This is a genomic window from Sutterella sp. (genome assembly GCF_030539355.1).
GTDB lineage: Bacteria > Pseudomonadota > Gammaproteobacteria > Burkholderiales > Burkholderiaceae_F > Sutterella.
The window spans coordinates 1-20,034 of record NZ_JAUNSF010000025.1; the positions used below are offsets into that span (position 1 = coordinate 1).

At 66.3% G+C, this 20,034-nt stretch carries 19 protein-coding genes; 5 read left to right on the top strand and 14 right to left on the bottom strand.

Translation table 11 applies throughout. From position 1 onward, the window contains the following. Positions 1–260: 260 nt before the first annotated feature. Positions 261–866: a molybdenum cofactor guanylyltransferase MobA gene (mobA, locus tag Q4F91_RS05780; RefSeq protein ID WP_303335541.1), complete on the bottom strand. Its 606-nt coding sequence runs from the start codon at positions 864–866 to the stop codon at positions 261–263. A 130-nt stretch (positions 867–996) separates the two neighbouring features. On the opposite strand from mobA, the gene glp reads away from it, so the two are divergent. Then, positions 997–2,226 (top strand): gephyrin-like molybdotransferase Glp, encoded by a 1,230-nt coding sequence (glp, locus tag Q4F91_RS05785; protein WP_303335544.1) that lies wholly within the window; start codon positions 997–999, stop codon positions 2,224–2,226. A 55-nt stretch (positions 2,227–2,281) separates the two neighbouring features. Here the strand turns inward: glp and Q4F91_RS05790 are convergent, their stop codons facing one another. The 4 genes from Q4F91_RS05790 to Q4F91_RS05805 form a co-directional block, all read right to left on the bottom strand. After that, positions 2,282–3,307, bottom strand: coding sequence for a metallophosphoesterase (locus Q4F91_RS05790; RefSeq protein ID WP_303335547.1), 1,026 nt, complete (start codon positions 3,305–3,307; stop codon positions 2,282–2,284). Between the two features lie 59 nt (positions 3,308–3,366). Continuing rightward, entirely contained in the window at positions 3,367–4,434 is a 1,068-nt protein-coding gene (locus tag Q4F91_RS05795; protein WP_303335550.1) for a YafY family protein, read from the bottom strand. Positions 4,435–4,682: 248 nt separating this feature from the next. Next, positions 4,683–5,327: an outer membrane lipoprotein chaperone LolA gene (lolA, locus tag Q4F91_RS05800; RefSeq protein ID WP_303335552.1), complete on the bottom strand. Its 645-nt coding sequence runs from the start codon at positions 5,325–5,327 to the stop codon at positions 4,683–4,685. A 28-nt stretch (positions 5,328–5,355) separates the two neighbouring features. Beyond that, a complete protein-coding gene (locus Q4F91_RS05805; RefSeq protein ID WP_303335555.1) occupies positions 5,356–7,818 on the bottom strand; it encodes a DNA translocase FtsK in 2,463 nt (820 codons plus the stop codon). A gap of 269 nt (positions 7,819–8,087) precedes the next feature. Here Q4F91_RS05805 and trxB point away from each other — a divergent pair, with 269 nt between their 5' ends. From trxB to Q4F91_RS05820, 3 genes are all read left to right on the top strand, one after another. After that, positions 8,088–9,053, top strand: a complete 966-nt coding sequence (gene trxB, locus Q4F91_RS05810; RefSeq protein WP_303335557.1) for a thioredoxin-disulfide reductase — start codon at positions 8,088–8,090, stop codon at positions 9,051–9,053. A 74-nt stretch (positions 9,054–9,127) separates the two neighbouring features. Continuing rightward, positions 9,128–9,790 carry a Smr/MutS family protein gene (locus Q4F91_RS05815; RefSeq protein WP_303335560.1) on the top strand — a complete coding sequence of 221 codons (663 nt, stop codon included), beginning with the start codon at positions 9,128–9,130 and terminating at the stop codon, positions 9,788–9,790. A 32-nt stretch (positions 9,791–9,822) separates the two neighbouring features. Continuing rightward, positions 9,823–10,692, top strand: a complete 870-nt coding sequence (locus tag Q4F91_RS05820) for a trimeric intracellular cation channel family protein (protein WP_303335563.1) — start codon at positions 9,823–9,825, stop codon at positions 10,690–10,692. Positions 10,693–10,770: 78 nt separating this feature from the next. Here the strand turns inward: Q4F91_RS05820 and Q4F91_RS05825 are convergent, their stop codons facing one another. The 6 genes from Q4F91_RS05825 to Q4F91_RS05850 all read right to left on the bottom strand — a co-directional run bounded on the left by Q4F91_RS05825 (position 10,771) and on the right by Q4F91_RS05850 (position 17,121). Further along, positions 10,771–11,109 carry a P-II family nitrogen regulator gene (locus tag Q4F91_RS05825; RefSeq protein WP_303335565.1) on the bottom strand — a complete coding sequence of 113 codons (339 nt, stop codon included), beginning with the start codon at positions 11,107–11,109 and terminating at the stop codon, positions 10,771–10,773. A 91-nt stretch (positions 11,110–11,200) separates the two neighbouring features. Further along, positions 11,201–11,380 (bottom strand): hypothetical protein, encoded by a 180-nt coding sequence (locus Q4F91_RS05830; protein WP_303335568.1) that lies wholly within the window; start codon positions 11,378–11,380, stop codon positions 11,201–11,203. Between the two features lie 358 nt (positions 11,381–11,738). Next, positions 11,739–13,073, bottom strand: coding sequence for a phosphoglucosamine mutase (gene glmM / locus Q4F91_RS05835; protein ID WP_303335570.1), 1,335 nt, complete (start codon positions 13,071–13,073; stop codon positions 11,739–11,741). 129 nt (positions 13,074–13,202) lie between these two features. Continuing rightward, the gene (gene folP, locus Q4F91_RS05840; protein ID WP_303335574.1) at positions 13,203–14,051 is read right to left on the bottom strand and encodes a dihydropteroate synthase; all 849 of its coding nucleotides are present in this window, start codon (positions 14,049–14,051) and stop codon (positions 13,203–13,205) included. Positions 14,052–14,169: 118 nt separating this feature from the next. Further along, positions 14,170–16,191, bottom strand: coding sequence for an ATP-dependent zinc metalloprotease FtsH (gene ftsH / locus Q4F91_RS05845; protein WP_303335575.1), 2,022 nt, complete (start codon positions 16,189–16,191; stop codon positions 14,170–14,172). 279 nt (positions 16,192–16,470) lie between these two features. Then, entirely contained in the window at positions 16,471–17,121 is a 651-nt protein-coding gene (locus Q4F91_RS05850; protein WP_303335577.1) for an RlmE family RNA methyltransferase, read from the bottom strand. A gap of 114 nt (positions 17,122–17,235) precedes the next feature. On the opposite strand from Q4F91_RS05850, the gene yhbY reads away from it, so the two are divergent. Then, on the top strand, positions 17,236–17,709 hold the full coding sequence (yhbY, locus tag Q4F91_RS05855) for a ribosome assembly RNA-binding protein YhbY (protein WP_303335580.1): 474 nt from the start codon (positions 17,236–17,238) through the stop codon (positions 17,707–17,709). Between the two features lie 156 nt (positions 17,710–17,865). On the opposite strand, the gene greA is transcribed toward yhbY, so the two are convergent. From greA to gmhA, 3 genes are all read right to left on the bottom strand, one after another. Beyond that, positions 17,866–18,342, bottom strand: a complete 477-nt coding sequence (greA, locus tag Q4F91_RS05860; protein WP_303335583.1) for a transcription elongation factor GreA — start codon at positions 18,340–18,342, stop codon at positions 17,866–17,868. A 245-nt stretch (positions 18,343–18,587) separates the two neighbouring features. After that, entirely contained in the window at positions 18,588–19,400 is an 813-nt protein-coding gene (locus Q4F91_RS05865) for a hypothetical protein (RefSeq protein WP_303335585.1), read from the bottom strand. A gap of 28 nt (positions 19,401–19,428) precedes the next feature. Continuing rightward, entirely contained in the window at positions 19,429–20,025 is a 597-nt protein-coding gene (gene gmhA / locus Q4F91_RS05870; RefSeq protein WP_303335588.1) for a D-sedoheptulose 7-phosphate isomerase, read from the bottom strand. Positions 20,026–20,034: the final 9 nt, after the last annotated feature.

Genomic DNA, 20,034 nt, shown 5'->3' on the forward strand with positions numbered 1-20,034 from the left:
GCCCTTTCGGACTTCTCAAAGCTTCCCGATGTTCACACTTATCGGTTCGTTGAATTCTGATTTTTAAAGAACTGCTGCTCGTTCGAGCAGCGAAGGATGCGAACTATACAGATCTTTTTCCTTCGTGTCAAGTGCCGTTTTCGAACTTTTTTGAAGTTCAGGCCGGCGCCTGACGTTCCGCACCCCTGCGTTTTCAGAAGCGCGTTTGCGAATGATGACAGAAATCGCTCCTCATGTCAAGAGCGGGATTCATCTCCGCCTCACTGAGCCGCCTCGAGCTCCTCGCCGGTGTTGAGATTGGCGAAGCGCGACTCATCCGGGAAAGGCGTGGCCACGGCGCCGAGCGTCATGTACCAGCGGCGCAGACGCCGCTCATCATTTCTGATCGACTCTGCTGCCAGATGCAGACAGCTTGCCCGGACACAGGCCACCGCACTCTGGATCCGGTTCTCCGTCTCGGCAACGAAGGTGTCCGGATCCCTTCCCGCCTCAAGCTCCTTCCTCTGCGCCTCGGCGAATCGCTCAAGCATGTCCCCGGGCAGATACGGAGCGTCGCAGGGAGCAGTGAGCACCCACTCCGTTTCAATCACCCCGGGGGCGCTCGCCGCTTCGAGCGCAGCCATCGGTCCCGGGAATCCCTTCACACGGTCGGAGATCACCCTGACGCCGAACCCCTCGAACACCTCCGCGTCGCGGTTCGCCGAGATCACCTGCGCCGACGTCTGGGGACGGACGGCGTCAAGCACATGGAGAATGAGCGCTCGCCCGCGCAGGGGGACGAGTCCCTTGTTGACGCCGCCCATGCGGGTGGCCTGGCCTCCGGCGAAGATAAGTGCGGTGGTTGCTTCGCGGGTGATCGCGCCCATTGATCTCTCCAGAAAAGACGATGCCGAGATGATGCCCATCAGCCAAGAGAGGGTGTCGCCGCGGGCGTGCCTGGTCTATCCTTTGCGGCACCAAGACGCACAAGCGCACAAACCTTGCTGAGGTTCACTCATGACCGATTTCATCAGTATCGAGAAAGTCTACGGCATCCTCGAAAACGCGATCACCCCGGATGCACGCACCGAACGCCTTCCGCTCGGAGAGGCCTGCGGCCGGGTGCTCGCGGAGGCCGTCACCGCCCCGGCCGACGTTCCTCCCTTCAACAACTCGGCCATGGACGGATTCGCCTTCCGCAGGGAGGAACTCTCCGCCGGCGGAACGATCGAGCTCAAGGTGATCGGCACGGCCTACGCGGGCGCCCCCTTCGAGGGTCCCGTTCCCGAGGGCTGCACCGTCCGCATCATGACGGGCGCTCCCGTCCCTGACAAGACCGACACGGTCATCCCCTTCGAGCGCACCGCCTCCGAGGGCGACATCGTCCGCTTCCCGGCCGAGAAAGTGAAGCCGCTCGAGAACGTCCGCATCCGCGGCGAGGAGATCAAGGCCGGGGAGACCGTCATCCATCCGGGGCAGGTGCTCACTCCAGAATGGATCGGTCTCGCAGCATCGCTCGGCGCGGGCGACCTTCTCTGCCGCCGCATCTCGGTCGCGGTCTTCTCCACGGGTGACGAACTCGTCGCCCCCGGAGCCCGCACGGCGCTCCCGCCTGGAAAGATCTACAACGCGAACTCCCCGCTCATCACCGCGCTCTGCCGCGAATGGGGCGCCGAGGTCGAGGATCTCGGCATCCTCCCCGACGACCCCGAGGTGATCCGCTCCGCCCTCTCGGCCGCGGCCGAATGCAGCGACTTCATCGTCGCCTCGGGCGGCGTGGGCGAAGGCGAGCACGACTACACCTGCCGGGTTCTCAACGACCTCGGCTGCGGCATCTCGCACTATCACATCAGCATGCGCCCCGGAAAGCCCTTCTCCTTCGGCCGCTTCGCCGGAGAGCGCGCCTGCTGGTTCATGGCGCTTCCGGGCAATCCCGTCGCCGCGGCCGTATCGGCGAAGCTCTTCCTGCGCCGCGCGATCCGGCTCGCCACCGGCGCCGCGGGGCCCCTCGACCTTGAGGAAGTCCCGGCGACGGCGGCCACCCGCGTGAAGGGACGCACCGGCCGCACGGATCTCGTGCGCGGCCGTGCCGAGCTTGAAGAGGGTGAGCTTCGCTTCCGTCCGACGAAGTCCCAGAGCTCGGCGATGCTCACCACACTCGCCGGCATGAACGTCATGGCGGTGCTCGACACCGAGACGGCCGGCGCCGAGGAGGGAGCCAGGCTCCTCTGCCTGCGCCTCGATTGATCTCAAAGAAGAAGGAGAGTAGTGAACGGGCACTCACTCTCCTTATTCCGCTTGGTCAGCCGGCCTGGTTCTTCCTCGCCGGCTTTTTCTTCTTTGCGTTTCTGAAGCGCTTCCAGCGTCCGCCGGGCGCCCTGGCGGCCACGGCGCGGCCGAGCTCTGCCTCCCTCTTCGGGTCAGGACGGCTCTCGGCGATGAGCGCACGGTTTCTGCGCTCCGCCTGCTCGGCGAGCATGTGCTCCTGCGGGTCGCTCGGATCCACGACCGGAACGGGCGCCACCTTCGGCTCCGCGGCCGGTTTCGCACCGGCGGGAAGCTCGACCGCGTTCGCGGTCGGCACGCCGTGCCCCTCGGCCCAGCTGATCGCGCTTCTGAGCGCCGCGGCCTCGCGGGGATCAAGCTGCGCCGGGACGATCACCTCGCCCGAGAGACTCGTGATGCCCCTGTAGCCGACGCCGAGCGTGACGATGCCGTGCGGATGACCGTAGACCCGGTCCTCGTGCTGGTGCCCGTGGAAAAGCCACTTCACGCCGAGCGCGTCGGCGAGGCGGTCGATCGCCGAGAAGCCCTTGCGATGGCATCCCGGAGCCTCGTGCGTGATGAGGATGTCCGCATGCTGGCGCATGAGGTTCTGATAGACCGACGGGAAAATTGTCGTTCTATGCCGACGAGGCAGACCGCCGCGCCACATGTTCCCCGCTCCGACCCTGCGGATGAAGGTCGCCGGGCAGAAATAGTTCGGCGCGTCGTCGGGCATCCAGACCATGCCGCGGAACACGCCGCCCAGGCCCGCGATGCGCATGCCGGCGACGGTCGCGACGCGCCCGTGGAGGTTGTGCTGCGCGAGCTCGCTCCTCCAGAGGTTGTCGTAGATGCTGTCCGTGTCTGAATCGTGGTTCCCCGGGATCCACCAGATCTGTGTGAAGGCGAGCGCCTCCTCCAGCACCTCGTTGAGAGGTGCCGGCGGCTGCATGTCGCCCAGAATCACCATCGCGTCGGGCTTGTGCTCGCGCGCGGCGGTGTTGATCTGGTCAAAAGATCCGTGCGGGTCGCCGCAGAAGAAAATCCGCGGCAAAGGCTTCATCCCGGCTGCCTTCGCATGACGCCGGGGACGACGTCTTCTTTTCCTTGCCTCTTCCTCGGTCATTGATCCTGCGAGCCTGCGGTCGGGCGCTCCGAATAGAGCGCGGCGATGCGTTCGGCCTCGTCACGGACCTTTACCTTGAGCTCCTCGGGTTCGACAACCTTCACCCTGGAGCCCCAGCGCAGGACCTCGCCGACGAGTTCCGTCGGGTTGGTGTATGGGACCGAAAGCATCAGGGAGCCGTCATCGAGCTGCTCGACGCGCTGCTTCGGATGCCACGACTCACGCAGGGCGTAACGCGCAGCCTCTTCCGTGAAGAGAAGCTTGGCGTTGACCACCTGCCTGCCGTGGAATATGCCGTAGCCGGCGTCGAGCTCTTGCGCCACGGATTCAAGCGTCATGCGCTTGACACCCGAGGGAAGGATTTCGGCGGTTTTGATGTTTTCGATCAGGAAGGTCTTGAGTGCCTGCGTGGAATGGCAGAAGGCATCCACATACCAGCGGTTGCGGTAGTGCACGAGGCGCAGCGGCGAGATTTCCCTGTCGGTGTGCTCGTCGGAGTGCCAGGAGTAGTAGAGGATCTTGACCCGGCGCTTTTCACAGAGTGCGCATCCGATGGTCTCGAAGGTCTCGGGCTCACGGAAGGGCGTGCCGCGGTTGACGATGCGGACGTGCCGCATCAGGTCGCGCGGCTTCGTGCCGCCCAGGGTGAAGAGACCGAGCACGCGCGCGCGCAGCGGAGCGAGCTCCGCCGAGAGCGCGGACGTGCGGTCCAGCTCGAGCGCGCCGAGGAGGTCATAGGCCGAGGTGAGCACATAAAGCTCGTCGGACGAATACCACTGCTTCTGCGCAAGACGGGGGGTCACACGGCGGTTTTCAATCGCCTGGACCTTGCTTTCCACCTTGGGACGGCGCGTGGAGACCTCTCTCGAGGCAGTCGAGTAGAAATAGCCGTCGCGGGCCCTTGAGTAGCGGATCGGCGCACCGAGCTCCTCACGCATGAAACGAAGATCGCGCTTGATCGTCGGCTCGCTGACCTTGAGCACGGAGACGAACTGCTCGAAGGGAACGAAGTCCTTCTCCGTGAGCAGTTTGTCAATGATCAGGCGGCGCATGCTGCTTTTCATGTTGAGGGCTCCCTGTGATTGAAGCGCATCACGGGGAGCCGGCGGACGCAGCTCGAAGAGAAGCGCCGCAGGTTCCTCTGCACTTCGTGAAAGATGCCTGACATCTTCTGAGACTGATTCCGGAGCCGGGCGCGTCACCGCGCCGCTCACGGCGTCCCGTTCGAAAACTTAGACGAAGCCCGCCCTGATGTTGCGGACTTCAGGTGCAGACGATTTTACCCGATCGAGAAGAAACGCTCCCCGACGTGTCAGAAGGAGGCCTCGACCACGTCCACGCCCTCGGGAACCTTGAAAGCGAAACGGTCCGCAGGCGGCACTGCCGCAGCGAATCCGGGAAACTCCACCGTCGTGGTCTGCCCGAAGCTGTCCGAGAGCTCCAGCGTCGCGGGGACGCCCTCCGCGGAGAAGCGGATGACGATGCGCTCGAAACCGCCCACGGCTTCCGGAGGCGTGAGAGTGAGCACACGCTCCGCGCTCTCGACGCCCCAGTCCTCGGGGATGCGACCCGAGCCGAAGAGCACCGCGGCGGGCGTGGCATCGAGCCCCTCGCCGATCGGTCGGACCGTCACCTGCATCAGATCCTCGTCATAGATCCAGAGAGTCTTGCCGTCGCTCACGATCTGCTGCGAGTAGGGCTTCGTGTAGGACCAGTCAAAGGCGCCCGGCCGCAGGAAGACGAACCGCCCCTCGGCCGAGCCCGTGACGTTTCCGTTCCGGTCACGGGTCTGCTGACGAAATGTTCCCTCTCCCCCCTTCGCACGCGCGAGGAACGCCTCGAGCAGCGCACGCCCGTCAGAGGCTGGCGCCGCGGCGGCCATGCGGACCGGCAACGCGATCGCGGCGGCCGCGGCGATGAGGAGGGTGCGGCGGGAACTCGAAAAGCGCGTGTTCATTGGGGGAACCTCCGGAAATCTGCTTCGATCAGTCACGGGTGGGCACGAGGATCGTGCGTTTGCCGAGCGCGCTCGTGGGCTTGCTCACGAGGCCGGCCTTCTCCATCGCCTCGAGGAGGTTCGCGGCGCGGTTGTAGCCGACGCCGAGATGGCGCTGCACGAAGGAGATCGAGGCGCGCTTTTCCTGGAGCACGAGCGCGACGGCCTTGTCGTAGAGCGGATCGCTCTCGCCCGCCCTGCGACCGCCGGCGGCTCCGGCCTCCTCGCCCTCTTCGTCGGACGAGCTCTCCGTGACGCCCTCGACGTAGACGGGCGAGCCGAGGCGCTTCAATTCCTCGGCGACACGCTGCACCTCGCCGTCGGCGACGAAGCATCCCTGGATGCGGACCGACGTCGTCTGACCGGGGCGGTGCATCAGCATGTCGCCGTTGCCGAGGAGCTGCTCGGCGCCCGACTCGCCGAGAATCACGCGGCTGTCCGTGGACGAGGCGACCTGGAAGGCGATGCGCGTCGGCACGTTTGCCTTGATGATCGCCGTGACGACGTCGACCGAGGGACGCTGCGTGGCGAGGATCAGATGGATGCCGGCCGCGCGGGCCTTCTGCGTGAGGCGCGTGATCTCGCCCTCGACCTCCTTCCTGTTCGTGAGCATCAGGTCGGCGAGCTCGTCGACGACGCACACGATGTAGGGCCAGGGCTCGAGCGTCGGCGCCTGCGGGTCATCCTTCGCGGCCATCGGGTCGCGCATCGGCTCGCCGCGCTTGATCGCATCGGCGACCTTCTCGTTGTAGGAGGAGAACTGGCGCACGCCCACCTTGCTCATCACGGCGTAGCGGCGGTCCATCTCGCCGGTGAGCCACTTCAGGGCCGCGCTCGCCTTGTTCATGTCGGTGACGACCGGCGTGAGCAGATGCGGAATGTCGTTGTAGAGCGAGAACTCGAGCATCTTCGGGTCGATCAGCACGAGCCGGAGCTGCGAGGGATCGTTGCGGAAGAGCATGGAGAGGATCATCGCGTTGATGCCGACCGACTTGCCCGAGCCGGTCGTGCCGGCGACGAGCAGATGCGGCGTCTTCGCGAGGTCCATCACAAAGGGCTTGCCCGCGATGTCCTTGCCGATCGCGAGGGTGAGCGCGGATTCGCTCGTCTCGAAGGCATCGCTCTTGATGATTTCCTTCAGGCGCACCATCTCGCGGACCGGATTCGGAATCTCGAGACCGAGGTAGCTCGTGCCGGGAATGCTGAGCACAATGCGCACGGACTGCACGCCGAGCGCACGGCGCAGGTCATCGCGCACGTTCTCGATCTGGGCGCCCTTAACGCCCGGGCCGGGCTCGAGCCAGTACTGCGTGATGACGGGCCCGGGCTGCGCGCCCTTCACCTCGCAGTTGATGCCGTAGCTTTGGAGCTTGGAGACGATCATGCGGCTCACCATCTGGATCGACGCCTCGTCGGTTCCCTTGCGCGCCAGCTCCGGGTCGTCAAGAAGCGCGAGGCTCGGCCGTTCGCCGACGCTCACGTTCGTCGCCACCACCTGCTCGGGGAAGAGCCCGGCGCCGTCATCGTTCTTTTCCTGCTCCGGCTTCATGATCCGGACCTCCTGGCTGAGTGCCACAGGCGGGGGTATCGGCGCGGGAAGCGCGCCGCCGCCGTCCTCGAGGCCTTCAAGGGCGTCCGCGTCATCATCCCCGTTCTTCTTGCGGATGAAGCGCGAGAGAATCCTGTCGCAGATGAAGCGGCCGATGCCTTCGGCGAGGTTCGTCCAGGAAAAGTCCATGAGGAGCGAGAGACCGATCGCGATCAGGATGACGAAGACGGCCGCGGCCACGCCGACGCCGACGTAGTGCACGCTGGCGCGGGCGAGCGTATCGCCGATGATGCCGCCGGCGTCCGCCGGCAGCTTCGCATTGATGTGCGTGAAGCGCAGCGCCTCGAACGAGGTCGAGCCGACCATGAGCGCGCACAGGCCGAAGAACGAGGTGAACTTCGGCGGATTGATGCGGTCCGGGTTCGTCTCGCCGCGCGAGGCACGCCAGCGCGAGCGCAGCGCGAAGCAGGCGACCATCACCAGGCCGAGCACGAACCACCAGGCGGAGAATCCGAAGGCCGAGTAGAGAAGATCCGCGGTCCAGGCGCCGAAGACGCCGCAGAGGTTCGCGGCCGCCCGTGCGGTCGAGACCGAGAACGCCGGATCCTCGGGGGAATAGGAGCCAAGCGAGGCGGCGAGCACGCCCGCGACGGGAACCGAGAAGACCCAGCTGCGGTGCCACACCCAGCGCGCGAGCCCGAGCGTCATGTCGGAGACGCGCTCGCGCATCTCGTTCATCGCGGCACGGCGCTTGGCACGGCGCTCCTCACGCTCGGCGGCGGCGACCTCCTGCTCGTAGGCAAGGAGTGTGGCCTCTTTCGTCACGACCTGTTCCTTCTGCGTTGACTTCGCGGACTTCTTCTTCGTCGTCTCGGATTTTGCGCGTGCGTTCTTCCTCGCCATGGGACTCTCTGAAAACGGGGTCGCGGGAGGCGGCCCCTCGGAAGTCCCTCATTTTAGATTGCCGCGCCGCGAGCGGCCTTTTCCGCCGCATCGGAAGGTTTGCAACAAAGTTGCCGCGGGCCCTGATCACATCCGGGCAAGACTCCGCCGTCATAATGAAAGGATCGGCTTTTTGCGACGGATGCCCTTTCGCGCGCCCGACGGCCCTGCGGAAGGACTATCCTGCGCAGTTTCCCACCATTACTCAAAACAACTTCCCCCCTAAAGACATGACCACCTCCAAGCACGCCCGCGTCATCATCCTCGGCTCCGGCCCCGCCGGCTGGACGGCCGCCGTCTACGCCGCGCGCGCCAATCTCAAGCCCGTTCTCATCACCGGCATGGAAGCCGGCGGCCAGCTCATGACCACGAGCGAGGTCGACAACTGGCCCGCCGCCGTCGAGGGCATCCAGGGCCCCGAGCTCATGGACCGCATGCAGAAGCATGCCGAGCGCTTCGGCACCGAGGTCGTCTATGACCTCGTGAAGAAGGTCGACCTCTCCAAGCGCCCCTTCACGCTCTCGACCGACATGGGTGAGACCTGGACCTGCGACGCGCTCATCTGCGCCACCGGCGCCTCGGCGATGTACCTGGGGCTGCCGAGCGAGGAGGCCTACAAGGGCAAGGGCGTCTCGGCCTGCGCGACCTGCGACGGCTTCTTCTACCGCGGCAAGCCCGTCGCGGTCGTGGGCGGCGGCAACGCCGCCGTCGAGGAGGCGCTCTACCTCTCGCGCATCGCGAGCCGCGTCACCCTCGTGCACCGCCGCGAGCAGTTCCGCGCCGAGCCGATCCTCGTCGACCAGCTCATGAGCGAGGTCGAGGCCGGCCGCATCGAGCTTGCGCTCAACCGCACCGTCGACGAGATCCTCGGCGACGGCAAGGGCGTCACGGGCGTCCGTCTCGCCAGCACGAAGGGCGAGGCCCCCGCCGAGGTCGCCGTCGACGGCGTCTTCATCGCCATCGGCCACCGCCCCAACACGGAGGTCTTCGACGGGCAGCTCACGCTGAAGAACGGCTACATCGTCACCGCCGGCACGGGCTCGCCCGCCGCCACGGCCACGAACATCCCGGGCGTCTTCGCCGCGGGCGACGTGCAGGACCAGGTCTACCGCCAGGCCGTCACGTCCGCGGCCGCCGGCTGCATGGCCGCGCTTGACGCGCAGCGCTTCCTCGAGGCCGAGGCAGCCCGTCACTGACGGACCTCGGAAACAGGCGGGGCGCCTGCCCCGCCTGCGCCAGAAGTCTCCCTACGAATTTCCGGACAAAGACAATGAGTCAGTACCACAACCTCTCCGACCTCAAGAAGGTTTCCCGCGACCTCAAGAAGCAGGCCGAGGCAGCCGAGGCGGCGAGGAAGAAAGCCGCGCTTGAGGCGCGTGACCGCGATGCCGCGGGCGAGGCGTTCCGCGCCGCGATGAAGGAGATGGGCGTGAAGCCCACCGACACGACGCGCGGCCGCGTCCAGAAGCATCCGAAGAAGCCCGAGCCCGTGGCGCGCCAGCTCGAGGCCGACCGCAGGGAGGTGCTCGAGGAGTCGCTCTCCGACGAGTGCGATCCGGTGACGTTCCTCGAGAGCGAGGACGGCCTGATGTTCCGCCGCCCCGACGTCTCCCCCGAGATCCCCCGCAAGCTCTACCGCGGCGAATGGACCGTGCAGGCGCACATTGACCTCCACGGGCTCTTCGTCGAGGAGGCGCGCGACGCCGTCGCGCAGTTCATCCGCAACGCGCAGATCCGCGGCGACCGGTGCCTCAGGATCGTCCACGGCAAGGGCTACAACTCCGAGGGCGGCGTGAGCGTTCTGAAGGAGATGGTGCGCCGCTGGCTCAAGCAGAAGGTCGAGGTGATGGCCTTCGTCCAGGCGCCCCCGCATGACGGCGACGCCGGCGCGGTGATCGTGCTGCTTGACTCGAAGCGCCGCACGCACCGCTGAGAAGCGACGTTCACCTCGAAAGGGTCTGAAGCATGTTTGGAGAACCCGTCTTCGCGGCGCTCGCCCAGACGACCGAGCTCTTTGACACGGTCGGCATCCTCGGCTTCGCGCTCGCCGGAATCCTCGCCGCGCAGGGCCGCGGCGTCGATCCCGTGGGCGTCTTCATCCTCGCCTTCACGAGCGCCTTCGGCGGCGTCACCGTCCGCGACCTGCTCCTCGACCTGCGCCCCTTCTACTGGGTGAGGCATGACGCGATCGTCTGGGTGCTGCTGATCGTCACGATCTTCGCGCCCCGCATCGTGAAGCGCTTCTCGCGACCCGCCGCGCACGAGGTCTTCCTCTGGGCCGACGCCGTGGGCCTCGGCATCTTCTGCGCCTCGGGCACGGTGCTCGCCTGGGAGAAGGGGCTCGCGCCCCTCTCCTGCAGCCTCGTGGGCGTCGCCTCGGGCATCTTGGGCGGCATCATGCGCGACGTGCTCCTCAACCGCATGCCCTCGGCGCTCTCCGACCGCAAGCCCTACGGGCTCGCGGGCTTCATCGGCTGCTGGATCGGCATCATCCTGCTCTCGGACGACGTGCGCCCGCAGGCGGCCACGTTCGTCACGGCGTTCACGATCGTGCTGCTGCGCATGATCACGCTGAAGCTCAACTGGGAGATCCGCTACAGCACCTCGCTCGCGCAGAAGATCTTCCCCGGGAACGGCCCGATCTCGCTCTCTCGGATTCTGAGACGGAAGAGCACCGACCCGGCCCGCACCGCGAAAACCGCCCCGCGGCAGCAGTCGCGCCCGCTTCCCCGCACGGAGCGCGTGAAGCACTACTCGGTCACCCGACCGGCGAACTCCTCGAGGCCGGTCCCCCGTGATCCGAGGGATCCGGAGAAGCCGGACGGCGAAGACTGACACCACCGGAAAATGCGAAGGGCGCCTTCCTGAAGTCGGAAAAGCGCCCTTCATCTTCTCTGGGAGAAAATGTCTGAATCAGACCGCCTGCTCGCCGGTCTCGCCCGTGCGGATGCGGATCACCTGCTCGACGTCGTAGACGAAGATCTTGCCGTCGCCGATCTTGCCGGTGTGCGCGGCCTTGCGGATCGCCTCGATCGCCTGCTCGGCGAGGTCATCAGCGACAACCGTCTCGACCTTGAGCTTCGGGAGGAAGTCGACGATGTACTCGGCCCCGCGGTAGAGCTCGGTGTGGCCCTTCTGGCGGCCGAAGCCCTTGACTTCCGTAACCGTCAGTCCGTGCACGCCGGCTTCGCCGAGCGCCTCGCGGACGTCGTCAAGCTTGAAGGGCTTGATCACGGCGACGATCTGCTTCATTTCATATTCTCCTTGGAGGTTGATGGCACGGGCGGAGGCTTGTCGGAAGGAACCTTCCGCCCGCGGCTTGTCTTGCTGCGTCCTGGAATGCTCAGTCGGGTTCCGAGGCGCCCTCGGGCGGCGGATACCCGTCCTTGTATTCCGTGACGCGGTACTCGTAGAGCGACACGTCCTTCAGGCGCACACCGAAGTTGGGTTCGTTGTTCGGTGAGTGCCACACGTCACGGCGCTGCCGCCACGCGTTGATGAAGGCGATGACATTCTGAGGCATTTTCTCAGAGTCCGAAAGCTCATTGATCGTGAATTCCTGCCCTCCCGTGAGGTAGAGCACAAGTGAATGCACGTACGCCGCTCCGGATCCCTCCGCCGGATTCTGCGCTTCTGAATCGTTGTCTGTCATTATTTTTCTGCTTCTTGAAGCCCTGCGGACTTCTGTGCCGTGGCCGGTGCGTCTCCCCGCACCGCGTTTCCTTTTGAGAGGGAGTCATGGCCGGGCCATGAAACGAAGAAACGCAGTGCACCAGTGCACCGTTTTGGGTTGAGACCGGAAATTTATCACGCCCCGCCCGGGTTTTCCGTCGTCATCGGACGATTGCCCCCGGAGCGGGACGCGGGATTCCCGGCCGTGCTCAGCTGCCGAGGGCGGCGGCGGTCTCCTGAGCGAGACGGGTCGCGAGCTCGCGGTCATCGGCCTCGACCATCACGCGCAGCAGCGGCTCGGTGCCCGACGGGCGGATGAGCACGCGGCCGCGGCCTCTGACGGCCTCCTCTGCGCGCGCGACGGCGGCCATGAACTTTTGATCGCCCTTCCAGTCATAGCCCTTCGTCATCGGCTGGTTGACGAGAACCTGCGGCATGAGCTTCAGGTCGCTCGTGAGCTCGGCGAGGCTCTTGCCCGTGCGGCGCATCGAGGCGAGCACCTGGAGCGCGCTCACGATGCCGTCGCCCGTCGTCTGACGGTCGAGCGCGAGGATGTGGCCGGAGGTCTCGCCGCCGAAGCGCCAGCCGCGCTCAAGGAGCTTCTCGAGCACGTAACGGTCGCCCACCTTGGCGCGGACGAACTCGACGCCGAGCTCGGTCATGCGCTTCTCGAAGCCGTAGTTCGACATCAGCGTGCCGACGACGCCGAAGACCTTGCCGCGGCTCATGCGGTCGCGCACGATCACGTAAAGCAGCTGGTCGCCGTCGTAGACGTTGCCCTCGGGGTCGGCCATGATCAGGCGGTCCGCGTCGCCGTCAAGGCTCACGGCGACCTGGCAGCCGGCCTCGCGGCAGCGGTCCGCGAGATCCTTCGTGTGCGTCGCGCCGCACCCCTTGTTGATGTTGAAGCCGTCGGGCTCGTGGGCGAAGGCGACGACGTCCGCGCCGAGCTCATGGAACACGTCCGGGGCGACGCGGTAGGCGGCGCCGTTGGCGCAGTCGACGTAGATGCGCATGCCCTTCAGATCGATCTCCTCGCCGATCGTGGACTTGCAGAACTCGGTGTAGCGGCCCGTGGCGTCCTCGAGGCGGCGGGCCTTGCCGAGCTCGGCGGAGCTCACGGACTCGAGCTCGCGGTCAAGCTCGGCCTCGATCTCAAGCTCCCACTCGTCGGGGAACTTGCGGCCGGCGCCCGAGAAGAACTTGATGCCGTTGTCGTCGTACGGGTTGTGGCTCGCCGAGATCACGACGCCCGCGTCAAGACGCAGCGCGCGCGTGAGATAGGCGACCGCGGGCGTGGGAATCGGTCCGCAGAGCACGACGTCGGTGCCGGCGCTCGAGAAGCCCGCCTGAAGGGCCGCCTCGAGCATGTAGCCGGAGACTCGGGTGTCCTTGCCGATCAGCACGGTCGCACGGCCCGTCGGGCTGTGGCGGCGCAGAACCCTGCCCGCCGCCTGACCGAGCCTGAGCACGAAGTCCGCCGTGATGGGGCTCTTGCCCACCTTGCCGCGGACGCCGTCAGTGCCGAAATAGCGTCGATTCATCTCTTTTTCTCCTGTCTGTGCTGTTGTATTTATCTGAGGGGAGTAGAAACTAAAACTGTATACCAATCAGGCGGGAGGCAACAGGCATCCGAAGGGCGGATTGACCCCGGGCTTTTCCCGTGAGTCTTTTTATTCCGACCAGCAGCGGCGGTCGTACGCCGCATGGACCGCCTCGCGCACCGAGAAGGCGTCGAAGGTCTCGGCGACGTCATGCACGCGCACGATGTGCGCGCCGCGCTCGACGGCGAGCAGGGCGCCTGCGACGCTTGCCACGACGCGCTCGTGCGGGTCCTTCCTGCCCGTGACCGCGCCGAGGCTGCTCTTCCTCGAGAGCGCGGTCATCACGGGGAGCCCCGTCTCGATGAAGCGCTCGGTCCAGGCGATGAGCTCGAAGTTCTCCTCCGGCGTCTTGCCGAAGCCGAAGCCCGGGTCGAGGCAGATGCGGCTCCGCTCGACGCCGAGCTGGGTGAGCACCCGCTCGCGCTCCATGAGGTACTCGAGCACGTCGCCCACGACGTCGTCACTCCGGCGGGGCGCGTCCTCCGTGCGGTGCATGATCACGAGCCCGCAGTCGGTCGCCGCCGCCGCCTCGGCCGCGCCGGGCAGCGTGAAGGCGCGCACGTCGTTCAGGATCTGGGCGCCGAGCGCCGCGGCCTCGGTCATGATCTCGGGCTTCGAGGTGTCGACCGAGACGATCGCGCCGTCGCGGCAGAGCGCCTCGATGACAGGCATCACGCGGCGGCGCTCCTCCTCGAGCGAGACCTCGCCCGAGCCCGGGCGGGTCGACTCGCCGCCCACGTCGATGATCACCGCGCCCTCGTCGCGCATGCGCTGCGCGTGATTGATCGCCTCGACGGGCAGGTTGTGCTCGCCGCCGTCGGAGAAGCTGTCCGGCGTGACGTTGAGGATGCCCATGATGATCGGGCCGCTCGTGAGATCGAGTTCGTTCTCGGAAATCTTCCAGACCGGGGCTGACATTTCCTTTGCTTCCTTCACAAAAATTTCGTTCTTCAAAACTCAAAAAGGCCGCCGCCCAGGCCGGACGTGACGTCCTCCTGAGACCGGCGGCCTCTGATGCCTTCAGGACTCGATGCGGTTACTGCGCATCACCGTCCCTCGGCGTTTCCTTCGGCGCGTCCTCGGGCTTGTCCCTGAGCTCCTGAGCAACGTTGTCCGTCGCGGCGGGGGATTCCGCCGCCGGAGTCTTCTGCTCGGGCGCCTTCGCCTCCGGGGCCTTCGCCTCGGCGGCCTTCATCTCGGACTCGCGCGAGCGGGGCTTCATGTTCTCCATGGCGACGGTGCTCTTCGGCTCGCGGGGCTCGCGGCCCTCCATGATGTCGTCGATCTGATCCTTGTCGATCGTCTCCCACTCAAGGAGCGCCTTGGCCATCATCTCCATCTTGTCGCGGTTGTCCTCGATGATCTTGCGCGCACGGGCGTACTGCTCGTCGATGATGCGGCGGATCTCGGCGTCGACCTCCTGCATCGTGCGCTCGGAGACGTGCGTGGTCTTCGTCACCGAGCGGCCGAGGAACACCTCGCCCTCGTTCTCGGCGTAGACCATCGGGCCCATCTTCTCGCTCATGCCGTAGCGCGTGACCATGTCACGGGCGAGCTGGGTGGCGCGCTCGAAGTCGTTCGACGCGCCCGTCGTCATCTGGTGCATGAAGATCTCCTCGGCGATTCGGCCGCCGAAGAGGATCGCGATGCGCGTGAGGAGATACTGGTTGTTGTAGGCGTAGCGGTCCTGCTCGGGGAGCTGCATCGTCAGGCCGAGCGCGCGGCCGCGCGGGACGATCGTCACCTTGTGCACCGGGTCGCTCTCGGGGAGCAGACGCGCCACGACGGCGTGACCGGACTCGTGATAGGCGGTGTTGCGCTTCTCGTCCTCGGTCATCACCATGGCACGGCGCTCCGCGCCCATCATGATCTTGTCCTTGGCGTCCTCGAAGTCCTTCATCGTCACGACGCGGCCGTTGCGGCGCGCGGCGAAGAGGGCGGCCTCGTTGACGAGGTTCGCGAGATCGGCACCCGAGAAGCCCGGGGTGCCGCGCGCGAGGATCGGCACCTCGACATCGGGACCTGCGGGGATCTTCTTCATGTGGACGTTGAGGATCTGCTCGCGGCCGCGGATGTCCGGCATCGGCACGACGACCTGGCGGTCGAAGCGGCCCGGACGCAGCAGCGCCGGGTCAAGCACGTCGGGACGGTTCGTCGCGGCGATCACGATGACGTTCGCGCCCGTGTCGAAGCCGTCCATCTCGACGAGCATCTGGTTCAGGGTCTGCTCGCGCTCGTCATTGCCGCCGCCCAGGCCCGCGCCGCGCTGGCGGCCGACCGCGTCGATCTCGTCAATGAAGATGATGCAGGGGGCGTTCTTCTTGGCATTCTCGAACATGTCGCGCACGCGCGCCGCGCCGACGCCGACGAACATCTCGACGAAGTCCGAGCCCGAGATCGTGAAGAACGGGACGCCGGCCTCGCCGGCGATCGCCTTGGCGAGCAGCGTCTTGCCGGTGCCCGGGGCGCCCACGAGGAGCACGCCGCGCGGGATGCGGCCGCCGAGGCGCTGGTACTTGGTCGGATCACGCAGGAAGTCGACGATCTCCTGCACGTCCTCCTTGGCCTCGTCGCAGCCCGCGACGTCCTTGAAGCGGATCTTGTTGTCCTGCTCGGAGAGCATGCGGGCCTTGGACTTGCCGAAGCTGAAGGCTCCGGAGCCGCCCGCGCCGCCCTGCATGCGGCGCATGAAAAAGATCCACACGCCGATCAGCAGAAGCATCGGGAACCAGGAGACGAAGACGGAGGCGAGCATCGAGGGCTCTTCCTCGGCCTTGCCGTAGACCTGGACGCCGGCCTTGCGGAGGTCCTCGACCATCCACAGGTCGCCCGGGCTCGTGATCACGTACTCAGAGCCCGACTGGGGCGTGACGGTGATGCGACGTCCCTGGACGTCCACGCGGCGGATCTTGCCGGCCTTGGCATCTTCCATGAACTGCGTGTAGCTCGTCGTGTCGAGCGGCGCAGAGCTCGTGGTCTCGAACTGGCGGAAGACGGTGAAGAGCACAACCGCCACGAGGATCCAGACGGCAATGCGTGCAAAAGACTTGTTGTCCAACTTCAAACTCCGGTGGGACCGCTCGGGCGGCGCCTTGCGCCGCCCCCATGAACTCCCGGCCTCGGAGGGGAGGGCCGGGACGGTCCCGCTTGTCTGTTGTTTGTGGTTTCGCCGCCTGAAGCCGGATTCCGAGGTTCGGCCGGCGGCCGCGAATGATGCGAAATACCGTTAATTGTAGCGAGCGACACCCGCAGGCTCGGGTCCCCCGCGGGTGTTTTGAAGTACGGAGCGCTGTCAATCGAAAAAATTTATTGCGACTCTCCGCGCCCCGCCCTGCGGTCACGGGTTCTTCAGCTCCCGCGAGACGAGGTAGACCTCGGCCGAGGTGTCGCGCGACGCGGCCGGCTTCTTCGCCGCGACCTTGCGGAAGACCTTCTTCAGAGCCTCGACGTACTGCGAGTAGCCCGAGCCCTGGAAGGCCTTCGTCACAAAGACGCCCTTGGGCGCGAGGTGCTCGACGCAGAACTCAAGGGCGAGTTCGTTCAGCAGGAGCGATCTGGCCGCGTCCGCCGCGGCGATGCCCGAGAGGTTCGGAGCCATGTCCGAAAGAACCACGTCGACCTTGTCTCCGTTTAGAATCGCGGCGAGCTGATCGGCGACGGACTGCTCGCGGAAATCGCCCTGCAGGAAGTGAACCCCGTCAATCGGGTCCATCGGCAGGATGTCCATGGCGATGATGCGCCCGCGGACATTGCCCTCGCGATCGACAAGCTTTTCACGAACGACCTGCGTCCAGCTGCCCGGAGCGGATCCGAGATCCACGACGGTGAGACCGGGACGCAGCAGATGCTCCTTCTCGTCGAGCTCGATGAGCTTGTAGACGGAGCGGGCACGGTACCCTTCCGCCCTTGAGCGCTTCACGAACGGATCATTGATGTGCCGTTCGATCCAGGCGCGGTTAGATCTGAGTTTCTTGTTCGAAACGGGCATTCTCGCCCTCCCAAAACTTCTTCCTATCGTCCGTCCGGACCGCAGACTTTTTTTTCAGCGCCGGGGCATCCCGGGGCATCCGGCGGACGAACCGAATAAACCAGTGAATGAAAAATGAGTGAAATTGAACTTTCCCGCGCCGCCCGCCTCGAACTGCGCGCCCAGGCCCACCACGTGGACCCCGTCGTTCTTCTCGGCGCCAACGGCCTCACCGAGGCGGTGATGAAGGAAATCGACCGCGCCCTCAAGGCCCATGAGCTTATCAAGGTTCGCGTCCCGACGGACGACCGCGAGGAGCGCGAGGCCATCTACGCGCAGATCGCCGAGGAGCTCGGCTGCGCCCGCGTGCAGATGATCGGCAAGATCCTGGTGCTCTGGCGCCCGGCCGACGAGGACGAGGACGTCGACGCCGAGACCTGGATCGCTCGCGCCGAGGCCGCCGCGAAGGGCCTCGAGGCCCCGGCTCCGAAGCCGAAGAAGGTCGCCTCGAAGAAGCCCGGCGAGAAGAAGGTGAAGAAGGCCGAGGCTCCGCGCCGCCGCGCCCGCCCGAAGACGACGAGGAAGACGAAGAAGGCCGCGCTCGGCTGATGCTTTTCCTCCGCCCGGAAGGCCGCGCACCTGCGCGGCACCCGGGCACGGGGGGAAGAATTCTTTTTTCCAGAAAGGGAGGTTCCCGTCTGACCGGGGCCTCCCTTTTCCTCTGGGCCGGGCCGCCTGAGGAGGGCGGCGCCGCCCGGGGAAGGGTCAGATGTACTCGACCGCCTCGACCTCGAAGGTGACGAGTCCCTTCGGGGCCATGAACTTGACCGTGTCGCCCTCCTCGCGGCCGATCAGCGCGCGGGCGATCGGGGAGGAGACGGAGATGAGGTTGCGCTTGATGTCCGCCTCGTCGTCGCCGACGATCTGGTACGTGACGCTCACGTCCTCGTCCTCGCTGTAGAGCGTGACGGTGGCGCCGAAGACGATGCGGTCGCCGGCGACCTCCTTCGGGTCGATGATCTGCAGCGCGGGGATCTTGCCCTCGAGCTCGGCGATGCGGCCCTCGATGTGGCCCTGCTCCTCACGGGCGGCATCGTACTCGGCGTTCTCCGAGAGATCGCCCTTCTCGCGCGCCTCGGCGATGGCCGCGACGACGTTCGGACGGGCGGTCTTCTTGAGGTACTCGAGTTCTGCCTTGAGCTTGGCCGCGCCGGCGGCGGTGATGGGAATGCGGTTGAGCATGTCTGTCTGGAAGTTCAAAAAGGAGGAAATCTGAAGCGGCGGCTCCGGGCCGGCTCTTTGCTGGGCACCTCTCGGGCATCGCGTCTGCGCGACGGCCGGGCGCGTCCGTCCCCCTTCGGGAACGGGGCGGCTCCGAGGCCAAAATTCAAGGGCGACACCTCGATCGAGCGCCGCCCCTGCATGAATTCTTTGCGAACGGGCGAAATTTTAGCAAAAGCGCCCCGGGTTCGGAGCCCGGAGGTTACTCACGCTTGCACCTCAGCCGCCCGCGTCTCGCGATAGCGGCAGGCTGCCTCGACGAGCGAGTACCGCGCGCCGGTGAGGTTCGCCTCGAAGACCGGGCCGGTGACGAAACTGAGGCGGATACCCGTCGCCGTGCGCGCGACCGACCCGATCTCGGCGCGCGGGAGACGCCGCACGTCACCCTTCTCGGACCGCAGGAAGAACCACTCGTTCGTGAGGACGAACTCGCACGCGTCGCCGAAGGGCACGAGATCGTCCGGACCCTGCCCGCGCCCCGTGCGCCGGGGATCGAGCACCCCGAGATAGTCCTTCATGCCGTTCGTCCCGGCGCTCTCGTCCACGGCAATGCCCTCGAGCCGGCAGAGAAGGTAGTCGGGCGCGAGCATCATGAAGGGAAGCCCCGTCGCATCCGCGATGACGGGCCTCATGCCCGCCCTCAGGCGACGCTCGTCGGCCGCCAGGAGGTCATCCTGCACCGAGTGCTCGACCGGGCTGCCGGAAGGAACGACCGGCGCGGCCTTTTCCCGCGGACGCGGCGCGCCGCCGAAGAGACTCCTGCGATAGACGAGCGCCGGGAGGATGACGCCCACCACAGGAAGAAACACCATCGAGGCTGCCCAGAGCCAGCGGAGCCACTTCGCGCCCGCCCGCGTGCAGATCCAGAAGACGAGGGGCGGCTGCACGATGAGGTCAAGCGAGATGAGCGTGTCCTTCTCAAGGAGCGGAGGCGTGCCGTCCTTGCCCTCGAGCGTTGCGATGTAGGTCCAGAAGATGACCCAGAGGATTTTTCCCCAGTGGCGCCCCAGAAACTTCATTCGCCCCCTCCCTCTCTTCGTCCGGCGCTTATTCGTCCGCGTAGTTCTCGGGGTTGAGGCGGCGCTCGACGAGCTCGATCAGGATGTGGATGCACTTGATGTGCAGCTCCTGCACGCGGTCGGCGTAGCGGCCGCCCGGCGTCACGATGGCGACGTCGGCGAGCTCCGTGATCGGGGTGCCGGCCTTGCCCGTGAGCGCGACGACCTTCACGCCCATCCGCTTCGCGGCCTCGGCGGCGCGCACCACGTTTTTGCTCGTGCCCGAGGTGGTGATGCCGAGGAGCACGTCGCCCGGGCGGGCCGTGCCCTCGATGTAGCGCGAGAAGACCTCCTCGTAGCCGAAGTCGTTGGCGACGCAGGCGAGGTGCGAGGCGTCCGCGATCGCGGTGGCCGAGTAGGGGCGGCGGTTCTTCCGGTAGCGCCCGGTCATCTCCTCGGCGAAGTGCATCGCGTCGCAGAGGCTGCCGCCGTTGCCGCACGAGAAGATGCGGCCCCCGGCGCGGATCGTCTCCGCCATCAGTTCGCCGGCGCGGTCAACGGCCTCGAGCGTCCCCTCGGAGGCGATCAGGTTGTTGAGCGCCTCACGGGCCTCAAGGAGCGCACTGCGCACATTTTCGGTACTCATCGGGAAATC

Excerpts from the sequence above, each read along its gene's own strand:
- Q4F91_RS05825 (WP_303335565.1), bottom strand. The coding sequence starts at position 11,109 with ATGAAGCAGATCGTCGCCGTGATCAAGCCCTTCAAGCTTGACGACGTC.
- Q4F91_RS05830 (WP_303335568.1), bottom strand. The coding sequence starts at position 11,380 with ATGCCTCAGAATGTCATCGCCTTCATCAACGCGTGGCGGCAGCGCCGT.
- Q4F91_RS05790 (WP_303335547.1), bottom strand. The coding sequence starts at position 3,307 with ATGAAGCCTTTGCCGCGGATTTTCTTCTGCGGCGACCCGCACGGATCT.
- Q4F91_RS05865 (WP_303335585.1), bottom strand. The coding sequence starts at position 19,400 with ATGAAGTTTCTGGGGCGCCACTGGGGAAAAATCCTCTGGGTCATCTTC.
- folP (WP_303335574.1), bottom strand. The coding sequence starts at position 14,051 with ATGTCAGCCCCGGTCTGGAAGATTTCCGAGAACGAACTCGATCTCACG.
- Q4F91_RS05795 (WP_303335550.1), bottom strand. The coding sequence starts at position 4,434 with ATGAAAAGCAGCATGCGCCGCCTGATCATTGACAAACTGCTCACGGAG.
- mobA (WP_303335541.1), bottom strand. The coding sequence starts at position 866 with ATGGGCGCGATCACCCGCGAAGCAACCACCGCACTTATCTTCGCCGGA.
- trxB (WP_303335557.1), top strand. The coding sequence starts at position 8,088 with ATGACCACCTCCAAGCACGCCCGCGTCATCATCCTCGGCTCCGGCCCC.
- Q4F91_RS05815 (WP_303335560.1), top strand. The coding sequence starts at position 9,128 with ATGAGTCAGTACCACAACCTCTCCGACCTCAAGAAGGTTTCCCGCGAC.
- yhbY (WP_303335580.1), top strand. The coding sequence starts at position 17,236 with ATGAGTGAAATTGAACTTTCCCGCGCCGCCCGCCTCGAACTGCGCGCC.
- Q4F91_RS05805 (WP_303335555.1), bottom strand. The coding sequence starts at position 7,818 with ATGGCGAGGAAGAACGCACGCGCAAAATCCGAGACGACGAAGAAGAAG.
- gmhA (WP_303335588.1), bottom strand. The coding sequence starts at position 20,025 with ATGAGTACCGAAAATGTGCGCAGTGCGCTCCTTGAGGCCCGTGAGGCG.
- glmM (WP_303335570.1), bottom strand. The coding sequence starts at position 13,073 with ATGAATCGACGCTATTTCGGCACTGACGGCGTCCGCGGCAAGGTGGGC.
- glp (WP_303335544.1), top strand. The coding sequence starts at position 997 with ATGACCGATTTCATCAGTATCGAGAAAGTCTACGGCATCCTCGAAAAC.
- Q4F91_RS05820 (WP_303335563.1), top strand. The coding sequence starts at position 9,823 with ATGTTTGGAGAACCCGTCTTCGCGGCGCTCGCCCAGACGACCGAGCTC.
- Q4F91_RS05850 (WP_303335577.1), bottom strand. The coding sequence starts at position 17,121 with ATGCCCGTTTCGAACAAGAAACTCAGATCTAACCGCGCCTGGATCGAA.
- lolA (WP_303335552.1), bottom strand. The coding sequence starts at position 5,327 with ATGAACACGCGCTTTTCGAGTTCCCGCCGCACCCTCCTCATCGCCGCG.
- greA (WP_303335583.1), bottom strand. The coding sequence starts at position 18,342 with ATGCTCAACCGCATTCCCATCACCGCCGCCGGCGCGGCCAAGCTCAAG.